Raw genomic sequence first — 17,471 nt, 5'->3', positions numbered from 1 at the left:
AATAAGATGATGTTTTTATTGTTGATTATGAGCAACAAAAAAATATCAGTTAAATCGCTAAAAGTGCTAAAGGCTATTGGATATTTCACAATAAGTTTATAATAAAACGATCAAAACTATTGGAACTCGAATGAACTATACGCTCATTTTGAATATTGTCATATTCATTGCCTTAATCATACTGTTAATGCAAACCAGAAAGACCGATTGGAGTCTGGCTAAAAAAGTGTTTGCAGGTTTGTGTTTGGGTGTTGTATTTGGGCTTGGATTACATTGGGTTTATGGTACAAATTCAGCAATTTTAACTGAATCTATTCAATGGTTTAACATTGTTGGTAATGGTTATGTGAAACTGTTGCAGATGGTCGTAATGCCATTGGTTCTAGTTTCAATATTGAGTGCTGTGATCAAACTACATAACGCTTCATCACTGGGTAAAATTAGTCTTATCAGCATTGGTACATTGTTGATTACTACATTTATTGCAGCATTGGTTGGTGTTTTTGTCACCAATCTTTTTGGTTTAAGTGCGGCAGGTTTAGTACAAGGTACACAAGAAACAGCGCGACTTGAAGCAATTCAAACGGATTATATTGGTAAAGTCACTGACTTAAATGTGCCAGATTTCATTTTATCATTTTTGCCGACCAATCCATTTGCAGAATTGACGGGAGCTCACCCAACTTCAATTATTAGTGTGGTTATTTTTGCAACCTTATTGGGCTTGGCTGGTTTAAATCTCATTAGAGATGATGCTGAAAAAGGGCAACGTATTGTCAGTGCAATTGATACTTTACAAGCTTGGGTCATGAAACTGGTTCGCTTGGTCATGACGCTTACGCCTTATGGTGTATTTGCATTAATTACAAAAGTGGTGGCAAGCTCGAATGCAGCGGATATCGTCAATCTAGGTGGTTTCCTTGTTGCTTCTTATCTGGGCTTAGCCATCATGTTTGGGGTACATGCACTGATTTTATTATTCACTGGTGTTAACCCGATTCGTTTCTTTAAAAAGGTTTTACCTGTACTGACTTTTGCTTTTACCAGTCGTTCAAGTGCAGCCAGTATTCCTTTAAATATTGAAGCACAAACACGCCGTTTAGGGATACCTGAGTCAATTGCCAGTTTTTCAGCATCGTTTGGTACGACCATCGGTCAAAATGGCTGTGCAGGTTTATATCCAGCAATGCTTGCGGTCATGGTTGCACCGACTGTCGGGATTAACCCACTTGATCCTGTTTGGATTTTGACTTTGGTCTGCGTGGTAACACTCAGTTCAATTGGTGTTGCAGGTGTCGGTGGTGGTGCAACTTTTGCAGCGCTGATTGTATTACCCATTATGGGGCTACCCGTCACTTTAGTGGCGTTGTTAATCTCAATTGAACCTTTGATTGATATGGGACGTACGGCTTTAAATGTCGATGGCTCAATGACTGCTGGTGTGGTAACCAGTCAATTGATGGGGCAGACAGACCAATCTATTTTACTTTCAGATGAGCAAGAAGATTTGCAACATAGCTGATCATTTTTTCTCGATTGTCTGAGTTTTAAAAACACCTAAATTTTATTTAGGTGTTTTTTTATTTATTGATCCATCATTTCATATATTTTATTGATTTTAAGCATATATTTTTTAGTTAATCGACTTTTTGATAAATTTGCTTTAAGAATTTTATTGATCTGCTGATGCTTTCTCTCAGCAAGCTTTGCAAGCAAATCAAAGCCGAGTAAAGGATCTGCAGCAACAAATACACTGAGTACGTATTCCAAACTTTTCTTCAATGTTTTAAAGGCTTCTGATTGATCTATTGTTTGATGATCAGACGGAAAAATATCGTTAAAGATTTGTTCACATAGATTTAAACAATATACAGTGTTAGCTGCGGTTGTTAAGAGAGGAGGGTGAGCAAGAGTGACTAAAATTCCTCTTTTTTCTAGCAGACTAGAATCAGGATATATCTGTTCGAACCATTTTTTGATAGTTGAAAAATCTTGCTCCCCAATAATTTGGCACGCCATTGCTGCGGCTTCTCGAAGTCTCCAACGTGAATCATTCATCATGGTTTGATTTTGATTTAAAATGATTTTTTGATGAGTTGTGTCTTGAGAAAAATAACTCTGAGATAATCCGAGTAAAGCACTGAAAGGTAAAATTGTTTCGCGCGAATTACCGTCAGTTGATGTATTTAATAACTGCTCTAAAAATTCCCATAAGCTTTGAGATATTGAAATATTTGCAAAGCATCTGGCAAAGCTATAGCTCAGTTCTAAATTTGCGCGAGGTCCAGGTAAATTTGAGTGTGCTTTTAGATACACTTCGACTTGTTCGAATTTTGATTGATTCAAAAGTATGTTTAACTCATCTAAATAACGAGATTGCTTCATACATTTATCCCATATATGAAAGTTTAAATTTCTCAATACACTCAATGGATTCGATCAATTGCCTATACTGAAGAGGGATATACACATAAAATATAACTCCAATTTAATGCATTGATGCTTAGAAAGAAGTGATAAAGAATATGGAGTCATCGTCTCTTGTAAATTTATGGTGTTAATTTTAGAGTACGCTATCGCGATGCTTTATTACATTCTGCCAATTCTTTAGATTTTTTTGTCCAAATTTTACCCGCACTATTTTTGTAAAAATTAATTTTTCCAATACGGGAGACCAAGCTTTGACATGAGTCAAGCGATAGTTGATTGCCCCATGGACCAGTCATTCGACAAACAGAACCATCACATTTCCAAACCACATTTGGACCGTTTTCGATAGGAACGGTAACTTTTCCTTTATGTGTTGTTCCTGCAATCCAAGTGGTATTGGATGCACTTGCCCAAGGAGAAAAGAGTAAGCAACAGGTGATTACGATGCTTTTACACATTGTTTGGGGATTCTTCATTTGATTATTCTTCATTATTATTGCCTATTTATTGGGATAAAAAAATTATTCACCTGAAATACTATAATGAAAATGCTCGTTTTGTGAATGAAAAGTTTCATGAATTAAATATCTATATTCTGTACCCATTTTTATGCTTAGATTGTATCTGTAATCATTTTTTTGCTTGACTTAGAATGTGTGAAAATAAGGAGTCTCTGTGATGAAAATGTACCAAGTTGATGCTTTTACACAACAATTATTTAAAGGAAATCCTGCGGCAGTTTTAGTTTTAGACGAATGGCTTGATCATGCCTTGATGCAGAATATTGCCTTAGAAAATAATTTGGCAGAAACGGCATTTGTAAAAAGAATCGACGATGAAAATTATCAGATTCGTTGGTTTACGCCAAAAGTTGAAGTGGACTTTTGTGGACATGCAACATTAGCATCAGCATTTGTTTTATTTAAAGACTATACGTCAGCCAAAACAATTCGTTTTCATGTGAAAGACTTAGGTATTTTTACCATTCAACAAGCCGATGATGGTAAGATTCAAATGAACTTTCCAATACGCAGACCGCAAAAAGTTACGGAATATCCTGAATTACTGAATCATGTGATTGATAAGCCTTTTAAAGAAGTTTATTTAAATGCTCAGGCTTATATTTTGGTCTGTGATTCGGCACAAGATGTGATTGATGCTCAAGCAAATTTGGTCAACATTACACGTATTGCAGAGGAATACAGTGTGAGTACAGCATTGACCGCAAGTTCGGGTGGTTTTGATGTGACCATCACTGCCGCTTCTGATCAATATGATTATGTTGCTCGCTATTTCGCTCCACACAAAGGAATCAATGAAGATCCTGTGACAGGGTCTATGCATACGGGTTTAGCGCCATTATGGGCTGAAAAATTAGCAAAAAATCAGTTAATTGGTTATCAGGCTTCTGAGCGTGGTGGAACATTATTTTGCACTCTTCAAGCAGATAATCGTATTGAAATTTCTGGTTATGCCCAGCTTTACATGCAAGCTGAGATCGTGATTTAAATAGACTGAATTGTATAGTCAATCTGTTGAAAAATTCATCCAATTGAATATCATTTCTCTTGATCAATAAAATTAAAGCGATCAATATATTGTTTGATGATATAAAGCTTGCACTGCCACGCTTTAGCTCTAGAGTTTAAATTGTTTTGCGTAGGCGATACTTTACTTTTCAGAGATGAAAAGTAACAAAAATCTTCCGTTGAGCGAGGGGTACATCCTAATACCCCCGCTCAACATGGCGACATCCATGTCGCCTCGTGATAGCAAAACTGTTTATGATTCAAAAGTACAAAATAAATGAATCATCCAAATCACTTGTATGAATAATCAGGCGGTTTGACTATATTTATTCAGAAATGCTTACAAAAGCCGTTGAAATAAACGGCTATTTTTTCAAAACTTAACTATAAATTATGTTCAGAATTTTTTAAGATGTCTCACTTATAAATGTTTAAAATTTAAAAAATTCTGGATTCTTTTATGCTTATGCGGTTGAAAAAACTCACATTCTCTCTCTGTATTCTTGGTTTCAGTGCGTCGACATTGGCTCAAACTGTTCTGGTTAAATCTGATCATAATATTGAAGAATATAAGCTAGAGAATGGCTTTCGGGTTTTACTTGCGCCAAACGACAAAGAAAATAAAGTGTTTATGAACACCGTATATTTAACGGGTTCTTTAAATGATCCACAGGGTAAAGGTGGTTTGGCTCATTTACTTGAGCATTTGGCTTTTAAAGGCACGCAAGATGTGAAAGGTGAAGAGTTTCAACGCCGTTTAGATCAATACACGTTGATGACCAATGCCAGCACAGATTATTACTCAACCAAATATACCAATATTGTTCGCCCAGACCAAAATATCTTAAATGAAGTGATCTACTTAGAATCACAGCGTATGGATAAATTGGTACTCCAAGAAAAATTTGTTCCATCTGAAATTAATATTGTCATGCGTGAACGTGAAGTGCGCATGGATCAGCCTTTTGCTGTATTAATGGATCAGATGTGGAAAGCAGCTTATGGTAATCAATCTTTAGGACGTTTACCTATTGGTGACTTATCTGAACTGCAATCGATTAAAATGAGTGAATTAAATAAATTCTATAAAGATTGGTATGCACCGAATAATGCGGTCATGGTGATTTCAGGTAAATTTGATAAGGTAGAAGTTTTAAAAGCGATTGATAAAAATTTCAGCCCGATTTCTGCACGTCAAACCCCGCAACAAGCTCAAGTGCCATTATTAGATTCTGCAAAAATTAAAAATCGTGATTTCACTGTGAAAAAAGGCAGCGATCTTGCCAAATTTAATATTTATATGAATGGTAAGAATGAGAAAATTCAACCAGCACTCGCACTTGCTCCTTATCTCTATACTTTGCAACCGAGCGGTCATCTCTACTCAAGTATGGTGGAAACAGGTATAGCGACCAACGTTCAGTCAACAACATGGTTAGATGATGATTTTAATTTGGTGTTTATGGGGGCAATTTATGCACCGAATCATGACGCTAAGAAAATTGATCAATCCTTGATTTCTGGTGTGGAGCAGAACCCAAGCTTTAATGATGTCGAATTAAAACGCGTTAAAAACTTAATTCAGAATGCACACGATAACCTAATGAGCAGTGCAACTGCTGTAGGAGGCATGTTAAGTGACTATGTGGTGACTTCTCATGGTGATTGGGCGCAATATTTTAAAGATCAACAACGTATTCAAAATTTGACAGTGAATGAAACCAATTCAACTTTAAAGTCGTTCTTAACCCAACAACATCGTTTCCATGGTGATATTCAACCTACACCAGAAGATCAGAAAAAAGCTTTAGAACAAAAACAAGCAACTGAAAAACCGAAAACACTTGATCAGCAGGCAGCAGCAGTTGAACCATTGAAAGATGTCAGTGTTTACCAAGCTGAAGTTGCTCAGTACGTTCAACAGTCAAAACAGTACTTAGAGGCGACAGAGAAAAAGATTCAACGCGGAACATTGAAGAATGGAATGCAATATGCCTTGTTCCCAACCTCGACACGTGATGATAAAACCTATGCGACCATTGAGGTGAATTTTGGTACAGCAGAGGCTTTAAAAAATAAATCGCAAATTTTAGATTTTATGGCTTATTTATTGTTGCGCGCATCCGAGCAATATAGCTTACAGAATATTGCAGATAAAACCATTGAGGCAGGCGGTGATGCAACTGCAGCGGCCATCGATAATGGGATAACCATTCAAATTTCAGCGAAAAAAGAAAAATTTGAAGATTTCTTCAAATATATCGTTTCTGTAATGCAAAATCCTAAATTTGAACAATCACAATTTGATCTGATTAAATTACAGAGTCTTTCGAGTTTAGACCGTCCCTATACTGAGCCAGAAACGGTTTCCTCTTTAACAATAGCGCGTCTATTGGAAACCTATCAACCAGGAGATTTGCGTTATCATTTTGAACCTGAATTGGCAAAACAGCAGATTCAGGCAGCGACCAATCAACAGGTGATTGACCTGTATAAAAAGTATTTTGCAATGGATCACGGCTTCATTTCTGTGACAGGACAATATGATGCCAAAGCTATGCAAAAGTTACTTAATCAACAGTTTGGAAATTGGACGGGTAAACAACCATACCAACGCTTATCGACTGAATTTAATACTTACAAAGCACAAAAAGTGCATGCACTGTCAGAACAACGTGAATTTGGTAGTTATCAGGCATTACAGACTTTACCTGTAGGTGTAGACAATAAAGATGCAGCCGCATTAATTGTGTTTAGTTATATTCTTGGCGATTCCCAGTTATCTTCTCGTTTAGGACAGGAATTGCGTGAGAAGAATGCCTTGGTTTACGGTTTTGGCAGTCAACTTAACTTAGATTCTTTCAATGATGCTGGAGCTTTATCGATCGAAGCCAATTACACCGCAGGAAAATCTGCTGAAGTATCACAAGTGGTTCGTAAGGTATTGCAGGATTTACTCACTACTGGCGTGACCAGTCAAGAGTTGGAAGCGGCAAAAGCCAATATTATGAAGCAGCGTGTAACCTCATTGGAAGATGAGCGGATCATTCATCGTATGCTTAACAGCCAACTTGAACGCAATAAAAAAATGGATAGTCGTGGTTTACGTGATCAACAATTTGCCAAGCTGACTAAGGCTGATGTTGATGCTGCGATTAAAAAATATATTAAACCAGAGCAATTGGTTGAAGTCATGGCTGATCAATATGGGCAAGCTCAGAAAGGTATAAATTGATCGCCTAAATTAAAAATTAGTTTGAGTAAAGTATAGGGTCTGTTCACAGACCCTATACATATATGGCTTTTTGATTTATAAATTCGAAGAATAATGAAAAAAGAGTGAAAACAATGTCAATGATCGGCAATTTATTGAGTATTTCAACGCAACAATTAGAAGATTTTATTCAGTCACCAAATTTACTTGAAGCTTATGTTTATGGTGATCAAAAAGATCAACAATCACAAACTTTGGATTTGGATAAGACATGGCATGCCATTCATTTTATCTTAAATGGTGACGCTTATGGAGGACAAGGTCCTTTAGCAATGGTGTTTTTCGGTGGTAAAGAGATTGGTGAGGATCTAGGAATCGGTCCAGCCAGATATTTAACAGCGGAGCAAGTGAAGCAAGTTGCGAACGCAGTAGAGCAGGTCAGTGATCATCAGTTTTCAAAGCAATATGATATTGAAGCCTTGGACCAAGCTGATATTTATCCAAATATGTGGGATGAAGACAGTGAGGAAGGGTTACAGTATATTTTGCCGTATTTTCAAGACTTAAAACAATTCTATCAAGAAGCGGCACTCAGAAATCAGGCTGTGTTGATTTATATTCATTAATCATTAAAAAACCGAGGCGTTGACCTCGGTTTATCATTTTAATCTTTAACGATTAAAACTTATTTTTCAACAAATGCACGTTCGATCACGTAGTCGCCCAATACACCCATTTTTGGTGATTCTTTAAGACCATGTTGATCCAATAGTGCCACAACATCATCAAGAAATGCTGGGCTACCGCATAACATTGCACGGTCAGTTTCTGGATTAAAACGTGGTAAACCGATTTTTTCAAATAAAGCGCCCGTTTCAATTGCAGTCGTTACACGACCTTGTGTATGAAAGTCTTCACGCGTTACTGTTGGGTAGTAAACCAATTTATCTTTGATGCCTAATTCTTCAAAGAACTCATTGTTTGGAAGTTCATTGAGAATAAGATCTTGATATGCCAATTCAGAAATAAAACGTGTTCCGTGGACAACAATCACTTTTTCAAAGCGTTCGTAAGTTTCAGGGTCACGAATGGTTGATAAGAATGGTGCAAGTCCAGTCCCAGAAGAAAGAAGGTAAAGATTCTTACCTGGATTTAAATCGTCAAGGACTAAAGTTCCAGTCGGTTTTTTCGAAACCAAGATTTCATCGCCAACTTTTACTTTTTGTAAAATAGACGTCAAAGGACCATCAGGTACTTTGATTGAGAAAAACTCTAATTCTTCTTCGTAGTTAGCGCTAGCAATCGAATATGCGCGCATTAAAGGCTTACCATTGACTTCAAGACCAATCATCACAAATTGACCATTTTTAAAACGTAATGCAGTATCACGTGTGGTCTTAAAACTGAATAAAGTGTCATTCCAGTGGTGTACGTGAGTAATCTTTTCGACGTTGAAAGCAGCCATTAAAGGTCTCAATAAATTATCAAATTAGAACAGCTTGCTATTCTAATCTAAAATCATTCTCGATAAACTGAATATATTTAATTGAGCTTATCAGAAAAAATGATTATGACGGAGTTGAGTCTTCCAATTATTGGTATTATGCGTTCACCTTATGTGGAAAAATTTGGGATTCCTCGGCAACCGAATTTGGTTCAGGTCGAATCTTTTATTGAAATGCTCGCCCCTTATAATGTTATGGAGGCATTTGAAGGAATTGAAGAATTTAGTCATTTATGGCTGATCTGGCAGTTTCATGACAATAAAAATCAGCAACAACTGGATAAATTTCGACCCCAAGTCCGTCCGCCACGATTAGGTGGCAATAAGAAAATAGGAGTATTTGCTACACGCAGTATGTATCGTCCAGCACCTGTTGGATTGTCGGTTGTTCAACTTAAACAGGTCAAAAAAGTGGGTAATATTGTGCGTGTTTATGTGACAGGAAGTGACTTATTAGACGGTACACCCATTTTAGATATCAAACCTTATATCAAGTATTCTGACGCTGTGTTGGATGCGCAAAGCGGTTATGCACAAGATCGACCTGTTGTTAAACAAGTACGTTGGTCAGAACATGCATGTCAATCTAGAACAGGTTTATTACAACAAGCAAAAATTGATCAGCAATATATTGCTGAACTTGAGTCAGTATTGGCATTGGATCCACGTCCAGCCTATCAAGACGATGCGCAAAGAATTTATGGGATGCGTTTTGGACAGATGAATATTAAATTTAGCTGTAGTGATGAAGCAATTGTTATCCAAGAAATCATGCTCTATGAGCAGACTTAAACACTATCAATAGAGTAAAAAATGATGAGAGTTTTTAAGGTATTACTCGTCAAAAAGGAATTTCTCAATTTATGCTATCACTCATTGAGCATTTGGCTTTACTGGGAGTGCCTTACTGCAATGTACTTATTTGAGCAAAGTCGAGTAAGTCTTGCTGAGATTGCTGTAAAACACGTTGTTTTTCTGATGCGATCCATCCCAAAGCAAACCAAACTTGTGGTTGTGTATTGACCAGCTTTGTTAAAAGCTCTTCTGCTACAATAAAATCATTGTATAGACCTAAACTCTCTTGAGCCGGTTTTATTGATTTTAAGTATTTTTTTACAGCTTTTTTATCACATAAGGATGAAACAAATTCTAGGCTATAGCGCAAACGCTTTAAATTTTTACGTGTTTTGTGTCGTGCTTCTATGTCTAGGTTTAAGTAGTTTTGAGCGTCTAATTGAATTTTTTGATGTAATTTACTGATTTTCTTTAATGCTAATTTGTGTGCTGAGGTTTTTGTTTTTTCAGTTGAATCTTGTTCGATGAATTGAATCAATGAAAGAATTAAATAGTTAAAATTAAATGACCTAAATAGTTTAGTTAATTTCTGTCTATCTGTAGTTTCTGATTCAGGCAACTTAAATTTTGGAGCACCTACCGCTTCTAGCTGAGGTAAGAGTTCTTCACGAATCACATCTAAATCTCGTGTTGAACCAAGCTGTCTAAACAATTCTGTTAATTGCGTTTGCCAGGTTGGGTCAATATGCAAAGACCAACCAGAAAAGATTTTAATTGCACTACGTAAACGGCGGATAGCGACACGTGCCTGATGGACATGCTTGGAGTTAAAGTTACCCGAAGCAATCGCCGTGCTGTTGGGAAGCAAATGATTAAGGCAGTTATTGAACATCTTTTTTAACACTATTTCAGCTGTGTCTTTTGCATTTAGCTGTAAAGATGTTTGGAATTCTACCGGATTGTCTTGGATGCTTTGCGCCAATTGAAAACCTTGTTGTGCTTTGCTTCTGACATCCAACCACAAGCCATAGCGTTTCACACGGGGCAATATAAAAGAAATCAGATCTTGTACTGTGCCTTGTTTAAGTTCAAATTCAAGTTCATGCAAAGTTAAACGATCGTCTTGGGTAAAAATTTGTCCTTGGTCATAACTGACTTCAATTTGACTATTTTGAAAATGGAAAACGCTTAATCTTCTTTCAATGTCTGTTTGAAACTGAATTTCAAGCAAACTTTTATTTTGTTCTAATAATGTTTGAATACTTTTATCAATCTGTTTATTTTTTAAATAAACTTCAAGATCTAACTCAGTTTCATCTGTTGCTAAAACATGTTCAAACTCAGCACGTTTAAGCTTTTGTTCCGTTGGAAGTTTCAGAGTTTGCACCCATTGATCATTTTCAAGCCGTTGACGAAGCGAAATAGAATGTTCTGATAATATAAAAGATGGAGTGTCGTAATACTTTGCTTGTAGATGTAAGCTGCGATCATTTTTTCTTTGAAATGCTTTAATGAGAGCATCTTGCTTTTCTTGCGGAATCTGGAATTTTAATTCGATTTCAAACATCTTAATCTTCTCATTTTCGCTAGTATCAAAATGATTCTAATCTGATCAATCGTATTTTTGAGAATTTTTAAAAAATGATTACAAATCAAATGCTCAGTTGAAGATTTATACTGTGTTTTATTCTTGGTTGAAATATGTAAAGAGATGATTTTTATTTTAAAAATCATCTCTTTACAGTTATTATTTTAAGAATTTACGACTGACTAAGAACTGCTCCGTGGCTTCGAGTAATTTTTCAGCATATACCTCTTGCTTGGCAGTCAGCCATCCTAAAGCAAACCAATCGCTTGCGTCTAAGTCAGTTTGTTGTAAATAAGAAGAGGAGGATGCCAATACTTGATATTGCTCACAGGCTTGTTGAGCATCGTTCAAAGATTTACCGTATTTCTGCAAATTTTTAACATCATAGATCTGGGTTAAAATTGGAAAACTAAACTTCAGTTCATTTAAATGCTGTGCCAATGCTTCAAGACTTTCAAGATCCGAAAGATCAGCACCATTCAAACTCTCTTGGAGCTGTTTGTACTGATGTTGCAGAGTATTTTGTGCAAACCATTTCAAATCATGTGCTTGGGACTTTTCTGATTGCCCCAAACTAAACATTAATAATTCTAGGTAGTGTTGAACATTTTGAGTAGATTTGACGAGATTAATTAACTTTTCATTGGCATATAAAATGTCTTTATCTAGGCTCTCAGCCGTTTTTGGATTTTGTAGTAAAGCCCCTAACGTGCGTTGCATATGTTCAAAATGTTGTAAATTTTTAAAATGACTCTCAAAAGCGGAAAGTTGGTGTGCCCATTTTTCTGTTTTGCTGTCTGTCCAATCTTTAAATAATGATAAGGTTAAATGGAGGTGGTGGAGGGCAGTTTGAGCTTGAAGAATATGTTCAGGTTCAGCGACTTGTGCGGAAATTGCGGCAATATTAGGTAGTAAATGTTGTAGTTGATTGGCAATCAGCCCACGTAAGTTTTTATCAGCAGTGTCTTTCTTATTTAAATGAGGCTCTTTTGCAAGTGTTGCGGAACTAACTTTGTGACCAAGCAGCAACAGGTTTCCAAATTCAGCTTTACTGCGGACATCTAACCAAAGTTGGTATTTTTTAACCCATTCAAAGCTAAAAGCTAAAAGTGATTGAATTGAACCGCTTTTTAATTCAAATTCAACTTCATGAATGTCTTGCTTTGCTGTTTCAGTTCTGACTTCACCGATATCTAAACTGATTTCAATTTCAGCATCTTCAAAAGTGATTACTCGGGTGGTGCGCTGAATATCAGTTTCGAACTGTAATTGTAAGTCTTGGATTTTATCACCTAAAGCATTTTTAAGTATGGCGAGTACTTCAGGCTTATTTTCGTAAATTTTGAGATCTAAACTTGGTGTTTCTGATCGTTCACCTAAATCAATATTGTCTTCAAAGCGTTCTAAATGATTTTTGGTTGCCGCTTTTAAAGTCTGTATCCAGCGTGTGCCTTCTAAACGTTGGCGAAGTGCAGCGCCTTGTTGAGAAAGTTGACGATCAGGGGTATCGTAGTATTTTGCTTGTAGGTGAATGATCTCAGATTTTTTAGGGTCTATTGCTTTGAGTATTGCATTGCGACGAGCTTCGGAAATTTGAAACTTTAATTCAACTTCAAGCATGTGAAAATCCTAAAAATGATCGTGTTGATTGAAGACTTAACTTTTTCTTCATGTTTAATTCGACATTGTAACGCAAAATTGCTGGTAAAATGCTGATGGAACGTATCCTTTCCACAAGAATGCACAATTAACACACTATATTTAATTTGGCTTTTAATGCAGCATAAAATAAACTAAGCTGACTAAAAATAAAACAGGATGATTGAACATGAATGCCCAAGTAGAGCCTAAATCGGAATTAGAGCAATACCCTAAATTTGAACTTCCAATTAAAAACTATTCGGAGTTTTATCGTTTTTATCTAACAGAACACCGCAACATTATGAGTCGCCGTTTACATGCAGCGGGAAGTAGCATTGGTATTTATTTCTTCACTCAAGCAATTCGCCAACGTAAAGCCAAATACGTGCTATATGGATTAGTTTCAGGTTATGCCTGTGCTTGGGTGGGACATTTCGTTTTCGAAAAAAATAAGCCTGCCAGCTTTAAGCAACCTTTATATAGCTTTATTTCAGATTGGCGTATGCTCTCCGATATTTTACGAGGCAATCTAAGTTTGAAGGATCGCCGTTTGGATAAAATTGACAGTTGATTCATGTCACTTCTTGAGCTTACTTTCATAAGAGTGCCAATATAGATTTTGTTAGATTCAAAAACTTTAGCGTAGATTAAACATACAATAAACTCAGATCTATGATGTGTAAACTGACCTGAAACAGTGACATAACATTGATCTGAGCATTTCATCGAAGAATAGCCAGCACAAGCCAGCTAAACTAAAAAAGAAATGGCAATGTTATTTTAGGCTGTTGTATTCAGCTTATTCGGTTAATTGTTTCAAAAAACATAAACACTTGTAAAACATCAGTATAGCTTCTGATCTTATTATTCATTAAAGTACAAATTGAAAAGTGTATTATGAATCGAGTAACTCATGCGCGGTCTTTATCTCATCACCAATGATGATCCAATTGAACTTTTATTAGCAAAATTAGAAGGTGCAATGGCAACCTATGAGGTTGCTGTTCTGCAATATCGCCGTAAGAAAGTGCCAAAACAAGATCAGGACTATGAAATTGAGTACATGAAATCCATGTGCGCACAATACAAAGTACCTTTTGTGATAAATGACGATCTAGACGCTGCGATAAAATATGGTGTGGGTGTACACTTAGGTCAAGGTGATGGTTCAATCGTTGAAGCGGTAGCTCGTTTACCGAAAGGGGTTCTCGTAGGGCGAAGTTGTAACAATTCGATCGAACTTGCCGAACAAGCAATTGCAGATGGTGCAAACTATGTTGCTTTTGGGGCAATCTACGCGACAGATACTAAACCAGAAGCTGGAAATATCGGTATTGATACCTTAAAACAAGCCAAAGCTAAATTTGAGGTACCAATCTGTGCGATAGGTGGTTTGACTGTTGAAAATTCAGCACCTGTGATCGAAGCCGGTGCCGACCTTTGTGCTGTAATTAGTGATATATTAGGACGCACTTTATCTGGTGTCACTGTACGTACCCAAGAATGGGCAGATTTATTTACTGCTCACAAAGCCTAAGCTTATCTTTGTAATTTGTTTTTTTAGTCGAGTAATCTCATGACGTTATCTGCCAAGCAAGAACAATTGTTTAAACAAGCCAGTAAACATATTCCGGGGGGCGTGAACTCTCCCGTACGTGCGTTTAATGGCGTCGGTGGTACGCCAATATTTATCGAAAAGGCCAAAGGGGCTTATTTGTATGATGTCGATGGTAAGCGTTATGTAGATTACGTTGGTTCTTGGGGTCCGATGATTTTGGGGCATGCACACCCTGATATTATCCAAGCTGTCCAAGAAGCAGCGGTTGATGGTTTAAGTTTTGGTGCACCCACTGTCCATGAAACTACACTTGCAGATTTAATTTGTGAAATTATGCCATCCATTGAATTAGTTCGTATGACCAATTCTGGTACAGAAGCGACCATGACCGCTATTCGATTAGCGCGTGGCTATACTGGACGTGACATGATTGTTAAATTCGAAGGTTGCTATCACGGACATTCAGACTCACTTTTGGTAAAAGCAGGTTCGGGGATGTTGACCATGGGTGAACCAACTTCAAAAGGAGTACCTGCTGACTTTGCCAAGCATACTGTCACTTTGCCATATAACGATATTGAGGCAGTTAAAGCGTGTTTTGCGAAGTATGGTCATGAAATCGCAGGTGTGATTGTTGAACCTGTAGCAGGGAATATGAATCTGGTTAAGCCCGTAAAAGGCTTTTTAGAAACTATCCGCGAACAATGTGATCAATATCAATCTGTATTTATCATTGATGAAGTCATGACGGGTTTCCGTGTTGCGCTTGGTGGTGCTCAGGCGTATTACAATGTAAAACCAGACTTAACCACTTTGGGTAAAATTATTGGTGCTGGTTTACCTGTAGGTGCATTTGGTGGTAAACGTGAAATTATGGAATGTATTGCACCTTTAGGTGGTGTTTATCAAGCAGGTACTTTGTCGGGTAATCCATTGGCAATGCGCGCGGGCGTAAAAATGTTTGAAACACTTCGCCAAGCCAACTTCTATACGGATTTAACAGCAAAACTAGATAAATTACTGCAAGGCTTGCAAGCTGCTGCTGATGAAGCAGGGATTCCATTCTTTACCCAACAAGCAGGCGGATTATTTGGAATTTACTTTACAGATCAAACTGAAATCACCAGTTTTGATCATATTTTGAAATGTGACATTGATGCATTCCGTAAATTTTTCCACGGTATGTTAAACCGAGGTGTAAATCTTGCACCTTCGGCATTTGAAGCTGGATTTATCTCTGCTGCACATAGTGATGAAGATATTGCTTTTACCCTACAAGCAGCCAAAGAAACCTTTGCTGAAATGAAGCGATAACTTAATTTTACCTCATGTAGATTGCGGTAATAAATGAGCAGAATGAGCAGTCATTTTTAGTGAAGCTTCATTTAGAATAAAAGCCTATAGCCTTTGTACTATGGGCTTTTTTTTAATTTTAAATACGATAATTATGGACGAAAAGATGCAAACTAAACATTATTTAACGCTATCTGATGCAGAATTTTTATTGGACAAAGCACAACAATACGCTGTAGAACACCACTTTAATGTCAGTATAGCTATTGTCGATGAAACAGGAAATTTATTGGCAATGAAGCGGATGGATGGTGCATCGGCAATGTCAGCAAATTTTTGTCAAGAAAAAGCCAAATGCTCAGCACTGAGTCGTAGACCTTCTAGCGCTTATGAAAACATGATCAAAAATGGTCAATTCGGATTTTTATCCATGAATGCAGGTTTAGGCATGCTCGAGGGCGGAGAACCGATTTTATATCAAGATCATGTAGTGGGTGCGGTGGGTATATCAGGAGTAAAATCATTTGAAGATGCTGAAATTGCTCGACATGCCATTCAAGCCTTTCTTGCACAATTTGATTGAAACTTGATGCTTGAGTGAATGATGAGATTAAAGTGGCATTTGGAAATACCACTTTAATCCTGTTCAATCATAAACGATAGAATTGTTTAGCATTATGATGAAAGACTTTTTCAAGTGCATTTTCATCATATTGCATCACAATATCACTAAAAGCATCAATGATATTGACGAGGCTGGTATTCACTCGATCCATTGGAAAGTTGGAAGCAAACATGACTCGATATGTCCCAAAACTTTCTAAAGCATGCAGAATAAGTGGGGCAACAAGATCAATAATTTGCTGTTTCGATGCCAATTGTTTGTTTTTATAAAATTGATGCCCGAGGACAGGCATAAATAGCCCCGACATTTTTGTATACACATTTGGAAGAGTAGATAATTCTGCAATATCTTCCTGCCATTGATAAAAGATGTTTTCCCGTGCGGTTTTAGACAATCCGGTATTTTGACCCACCTTGCCAAATAATCCTGCTGGTGTTCCCAAATGATCTAAAACGATGGAGGTTTCAGGAAAAATTTTTGCAAGTTCAATCACATCTGCAATTTGCTGAGAATATACCCATGCATCAAAGCTAAGGTTATGTTGAGCCAGTTGTTCAAAGCCTTTTAAAAATTTCTTTTGGGTATACAAGTGTGGTGTGTCTGTCCAATTATGCACACCTTTATCTTCATGAAAGGCAGCCATACGCCGTATACCACGTAATCGTTTAGATGCTTTTTGATGTAGCTTTAAAATTTTCTTAAAATTGCTATCACAAGGGTCAGCGGTAGCAACAATACCACCCAGTTTCACTGTATCTTCATTAAATGGTAAGGACTCAATAAATTCTGTTTCACCGACTACACCTTTACCTTTATGTTTTGCCCAACTTGCCTCGATATGAACAACCTGTTCAACGGCATAGTGCTGTAGATCATTTTTATAATCCTGTGGCAAATAAGGGCGTGTAATATGCTCGGTCAGCCCAACAGTCTCAATCAAATCTTTGGGTTTAACCAAACGAACCATTTTATCTAACAGAAAAGGGCGCTGACCTAAAAGCTTCACAGCAAAAGCAGCTGCATGAGGCGTGCTATACGGATCCCACTGATGAATATGTGGATCAATGAGTGGAAAATTAAGTGTATGCATATAACGTCCAAATTGTTATTTATTATGCACATACCATACAATATTTTTATAAAACATGAATATTATTTGTTCGTAAATATTGCATTAGAAATATAGATGATTAGCGATTTTGACGTATTACTTTTATCATGAAGAATGATTTAGCCTCTAATATACAGAGGCTAGCGTCATGATTTTTTCTGAAACAAGTGATCAACTAAAACC

Annotated in this window: 15 protein-coding genes; 9 read left to right on the top strand and 6 right to left on the bottom strand. The window is 36.9% G+C overall.

Going from position 1 to position 17,471, the window contains the following annotated elements; all coding sequences use genetic code 11:
- Positions 1 to 130 precede the first annotated feature (130 nt).
- Entirely contained in the window at positions 131 to 1,522 is a 1,392-nt protein-coding gene (locus AC1Z3T_RS10040; protein WP_042085124.1) for an L-cystine transporter, read from the top strand.
- A 62-nt stretch (positions 1,523 to 1,584) separates the two neighbouring features.
- On the opposite strand, the gene AC1Z3T_RS10035 is transcribed toward AC1Z3T_RS10040, so the two are convergent.
- Both AC1Z3T_RS10035 and AC1Z3T_RS10030 read right to left on the bottom strand, forming a co-directional pair.
- Complete coding sequence (locus AC1Z3T_RS10035) at positions 1,585 to 2,385, bottom strand: hypothetical protein (protein WP_046761277.1); 801 nt, start codon at positions 2,383 to 2,385, stop codon at positions 1,585 to 1,587.
- Between the two features lie 188 nt (positions 2,386 to 2,573).
- Positions 2,574 to 2,888 carry a DUF8200 family protein gene (locus AC1Z3T_RS10030; protein WP_035301323.1) on the bottom strand — a complete coding sequence of 105 codons (315 nt, stop codon included), beginning with the start codon at positions 2,886 to 2,888 and terminating at the stop codon, positions 2,574 to 2,576.
- A gap of 220 nt (positions 2,889 to 3,108) precedes the next feature.
- Between AC1Z3T_RS10030 and AC1Z3T_RS10025 the strand changes: the two genes are divergently transcribed.
- From AC1Z3T_RS10025 to AC1Z3T_RS10015, 3 genes are all read left to right on the top strand, one after another.
- Positions 3,109 to 3,939 carry a PhzF family phenazine biosynthesis protein gene (locus tag AC1Z3T_RS10025; RefSeq protein ID WP_009586238.1) on the top strand — a complete coding sequence of 277 codons (831 nt, stop codon included), beginning with the start codon at positions 3,109 to 3,111 and terminating at the stop codon, positions 3,937 to 3,939.
- A gap of 480 nt (positions 3,940 to 4,419) precedes the next feature.
- Positions 4,420 to 7,194 carry a M16 family metallopeptidase gene (locus AC1Z3T_RS10020; RefSeq protein WP_100884846.1) on the top strand — a complete coding sequence of 925 codons (2,775 nt, stop codon included), beginning with the start codon at positions 4,420 to 4,422 and terminating at the stop codon, positions 7,192 to 7,194.
- A 113-nt stretch (positions 7,195 to 7,307) separates the two neighbouring features.
- Positions 7,308 to 7,799 (top strand): YfbM family protein, encoded by a 492-nt coding sequence (locus AC1Z3T_RS10015; RefSeq protein ID WP_046761281.1) that lies wholly within the window; start codon positions 7,308 to 7,310, stop codon positions 7,797 to 7,799.
- 59 nt (positions 7,800 to 7,858) lie between these two features.
- On the opposite strand, the gene AC1Z3T_RS10010 is transcribed toward AC1Z3T_RS10015, so the two are convergent.
- A complete protein-coding gene (locus AC1Z3T_RS10010) occupies positions 7,859 to 8,638 on the bottom strand; it encodes a ferredoxin--NADP reductase (RefSeq protein WP_004831549.1) in 780 nt (259 codons plus the stop codon).
- A 99-nt stretch (positions 8,639 to 8,737) separates the two neighbouring features.
- Between AC1Z3T_RS10010 and tsaA the strand changes: the two genes are divergently transcribed.
- Positions 8,738 to 9,469, top strand: coding sequence for a tRNA (N6-threonylcarbamoyladenosine(37)-N6)-methyltransferase TrmO (gene tsaA / locus AC1Z3T_RS10005; protein ID WP_100884847.1), 732 nt, complete (start codon positions 8,738 to 8,740; stop codon positions 9,467 to 9,469).
- Between the two features lie 112 nt (positions 9,470 to 9,581).
- Here the strand turns inward: tsaA and AC1Z3T_RS10000 are convergent, their stop codons facing one another.
- Positions 9,582 to 11,039: a CYTH and CHAD domain-containing protein gene (locus AC1Z3T_RS10000; protein WP_100884848.1), complete on the bottom strand. Its 1,458-nt coding sequence runs from the start codon at positions 11,037 to 11,039 to the stop codon at positions 9,582 to 9,584.
- A 180-nt stretch (positions 11,040 to 11,219) separates the two neighbouring features.
- A complete protein-coding gene (locus AC1Z3T_RS09995; RefSeq protein WP_005030091.1) occupies positions 11,220 to 12,680 on the bottom strand; it encodes a CYTH domain-containing protein in 1,461 nt (486 codons plus the stop codon).
- 208 nt (positions 12,681 to 12,888) lie between these two features.
- Here AC1Z3T_RS09995 and AC1Z3T_RS09990 point away from each other — a divergent pair, with 208 nt between their 5' ends.
- The 4 genes from AC1Z3T_RS09990 (at position 12,889) to AC1Z3T_RS09975 (ending at position 16,135) form a co-directional block, all read left to right on the top strand.
- On the top strand, positions 12,889 to 13,272 hold the full coding sequence (locus tag AC1Z3T_RS09990) for an Mpo1-like protein (RefSeq protein ID WP_004831545.1): 384 nt from the start codon (positions 12,889 to 12,891) through the stop codon (positions 13,270 to 13,272).
- Between the two features lie 342 nt (positions 13,273 to 13,614).
- Positions 13,615 to 14,238, top strand: coding sequence for a thiamine phosphate synthase (gene thiE, locus AC1Z3T_RS09985; protein WP_004831540.1), 624 nt, complete (start codon positions 13,615 to 13,617; stop codon positions 14,236 to 14,238).
- 39 nt (positions 14,239 to 14,277) lie between these two features.
- Positions 14,278 to 15,573, top strand: a complete 1,296-nt coding sequence (gene hemL, locus AC1Z3T_RS09980) for a glutamate-1-semialdehyde 2,1-aminomutase (RefSeq protein ID WP_005030087.1) — start codon at positions 14,278 to 14,280, stop codon at positions 15,571 to 15,573.
- 145 nt (positions 15,574 to 15,718) lie between these two features.
- Complete coding sequence (locus AC1Z3T_RS09975; RefSeq protein WP_009586229.1) at positions 15,719 to 16,135, top strand: GlcG/HbpS family heme-binding protein; 417 nt, start codon at positions 15,719 to 15,721, stop codon at positions 16,133 to 16,135.
- A gap of 67 nt (positions 16,136 to 16,202) precedes the next feature.
- Here the strand turns inward: AC1Z3T_RS09975 and AC1Z3T_RS09970 are convergent, their stop codons facing one another.
- Complete coding sequence (locus AC1Z3T_RS09970) at positions 16,203 to 17,267, bottom strand: amidohydrolase family protein (RefSeq protein WP_005030082.1); 1,065 nt, start codon at positions 17,265 to 17,267, stop codon at positions 16,203 to 16,205.
- Between the last annotated feature and the right edge of the window lie 204 nt (positions 17,268 to 17,471).

Source organism: Acinetobacter sp. B-6 (assembly GCF_056930735.1).
This window is presented reverse-complemented; position numbering and strand designations above follow the sequence as displayed.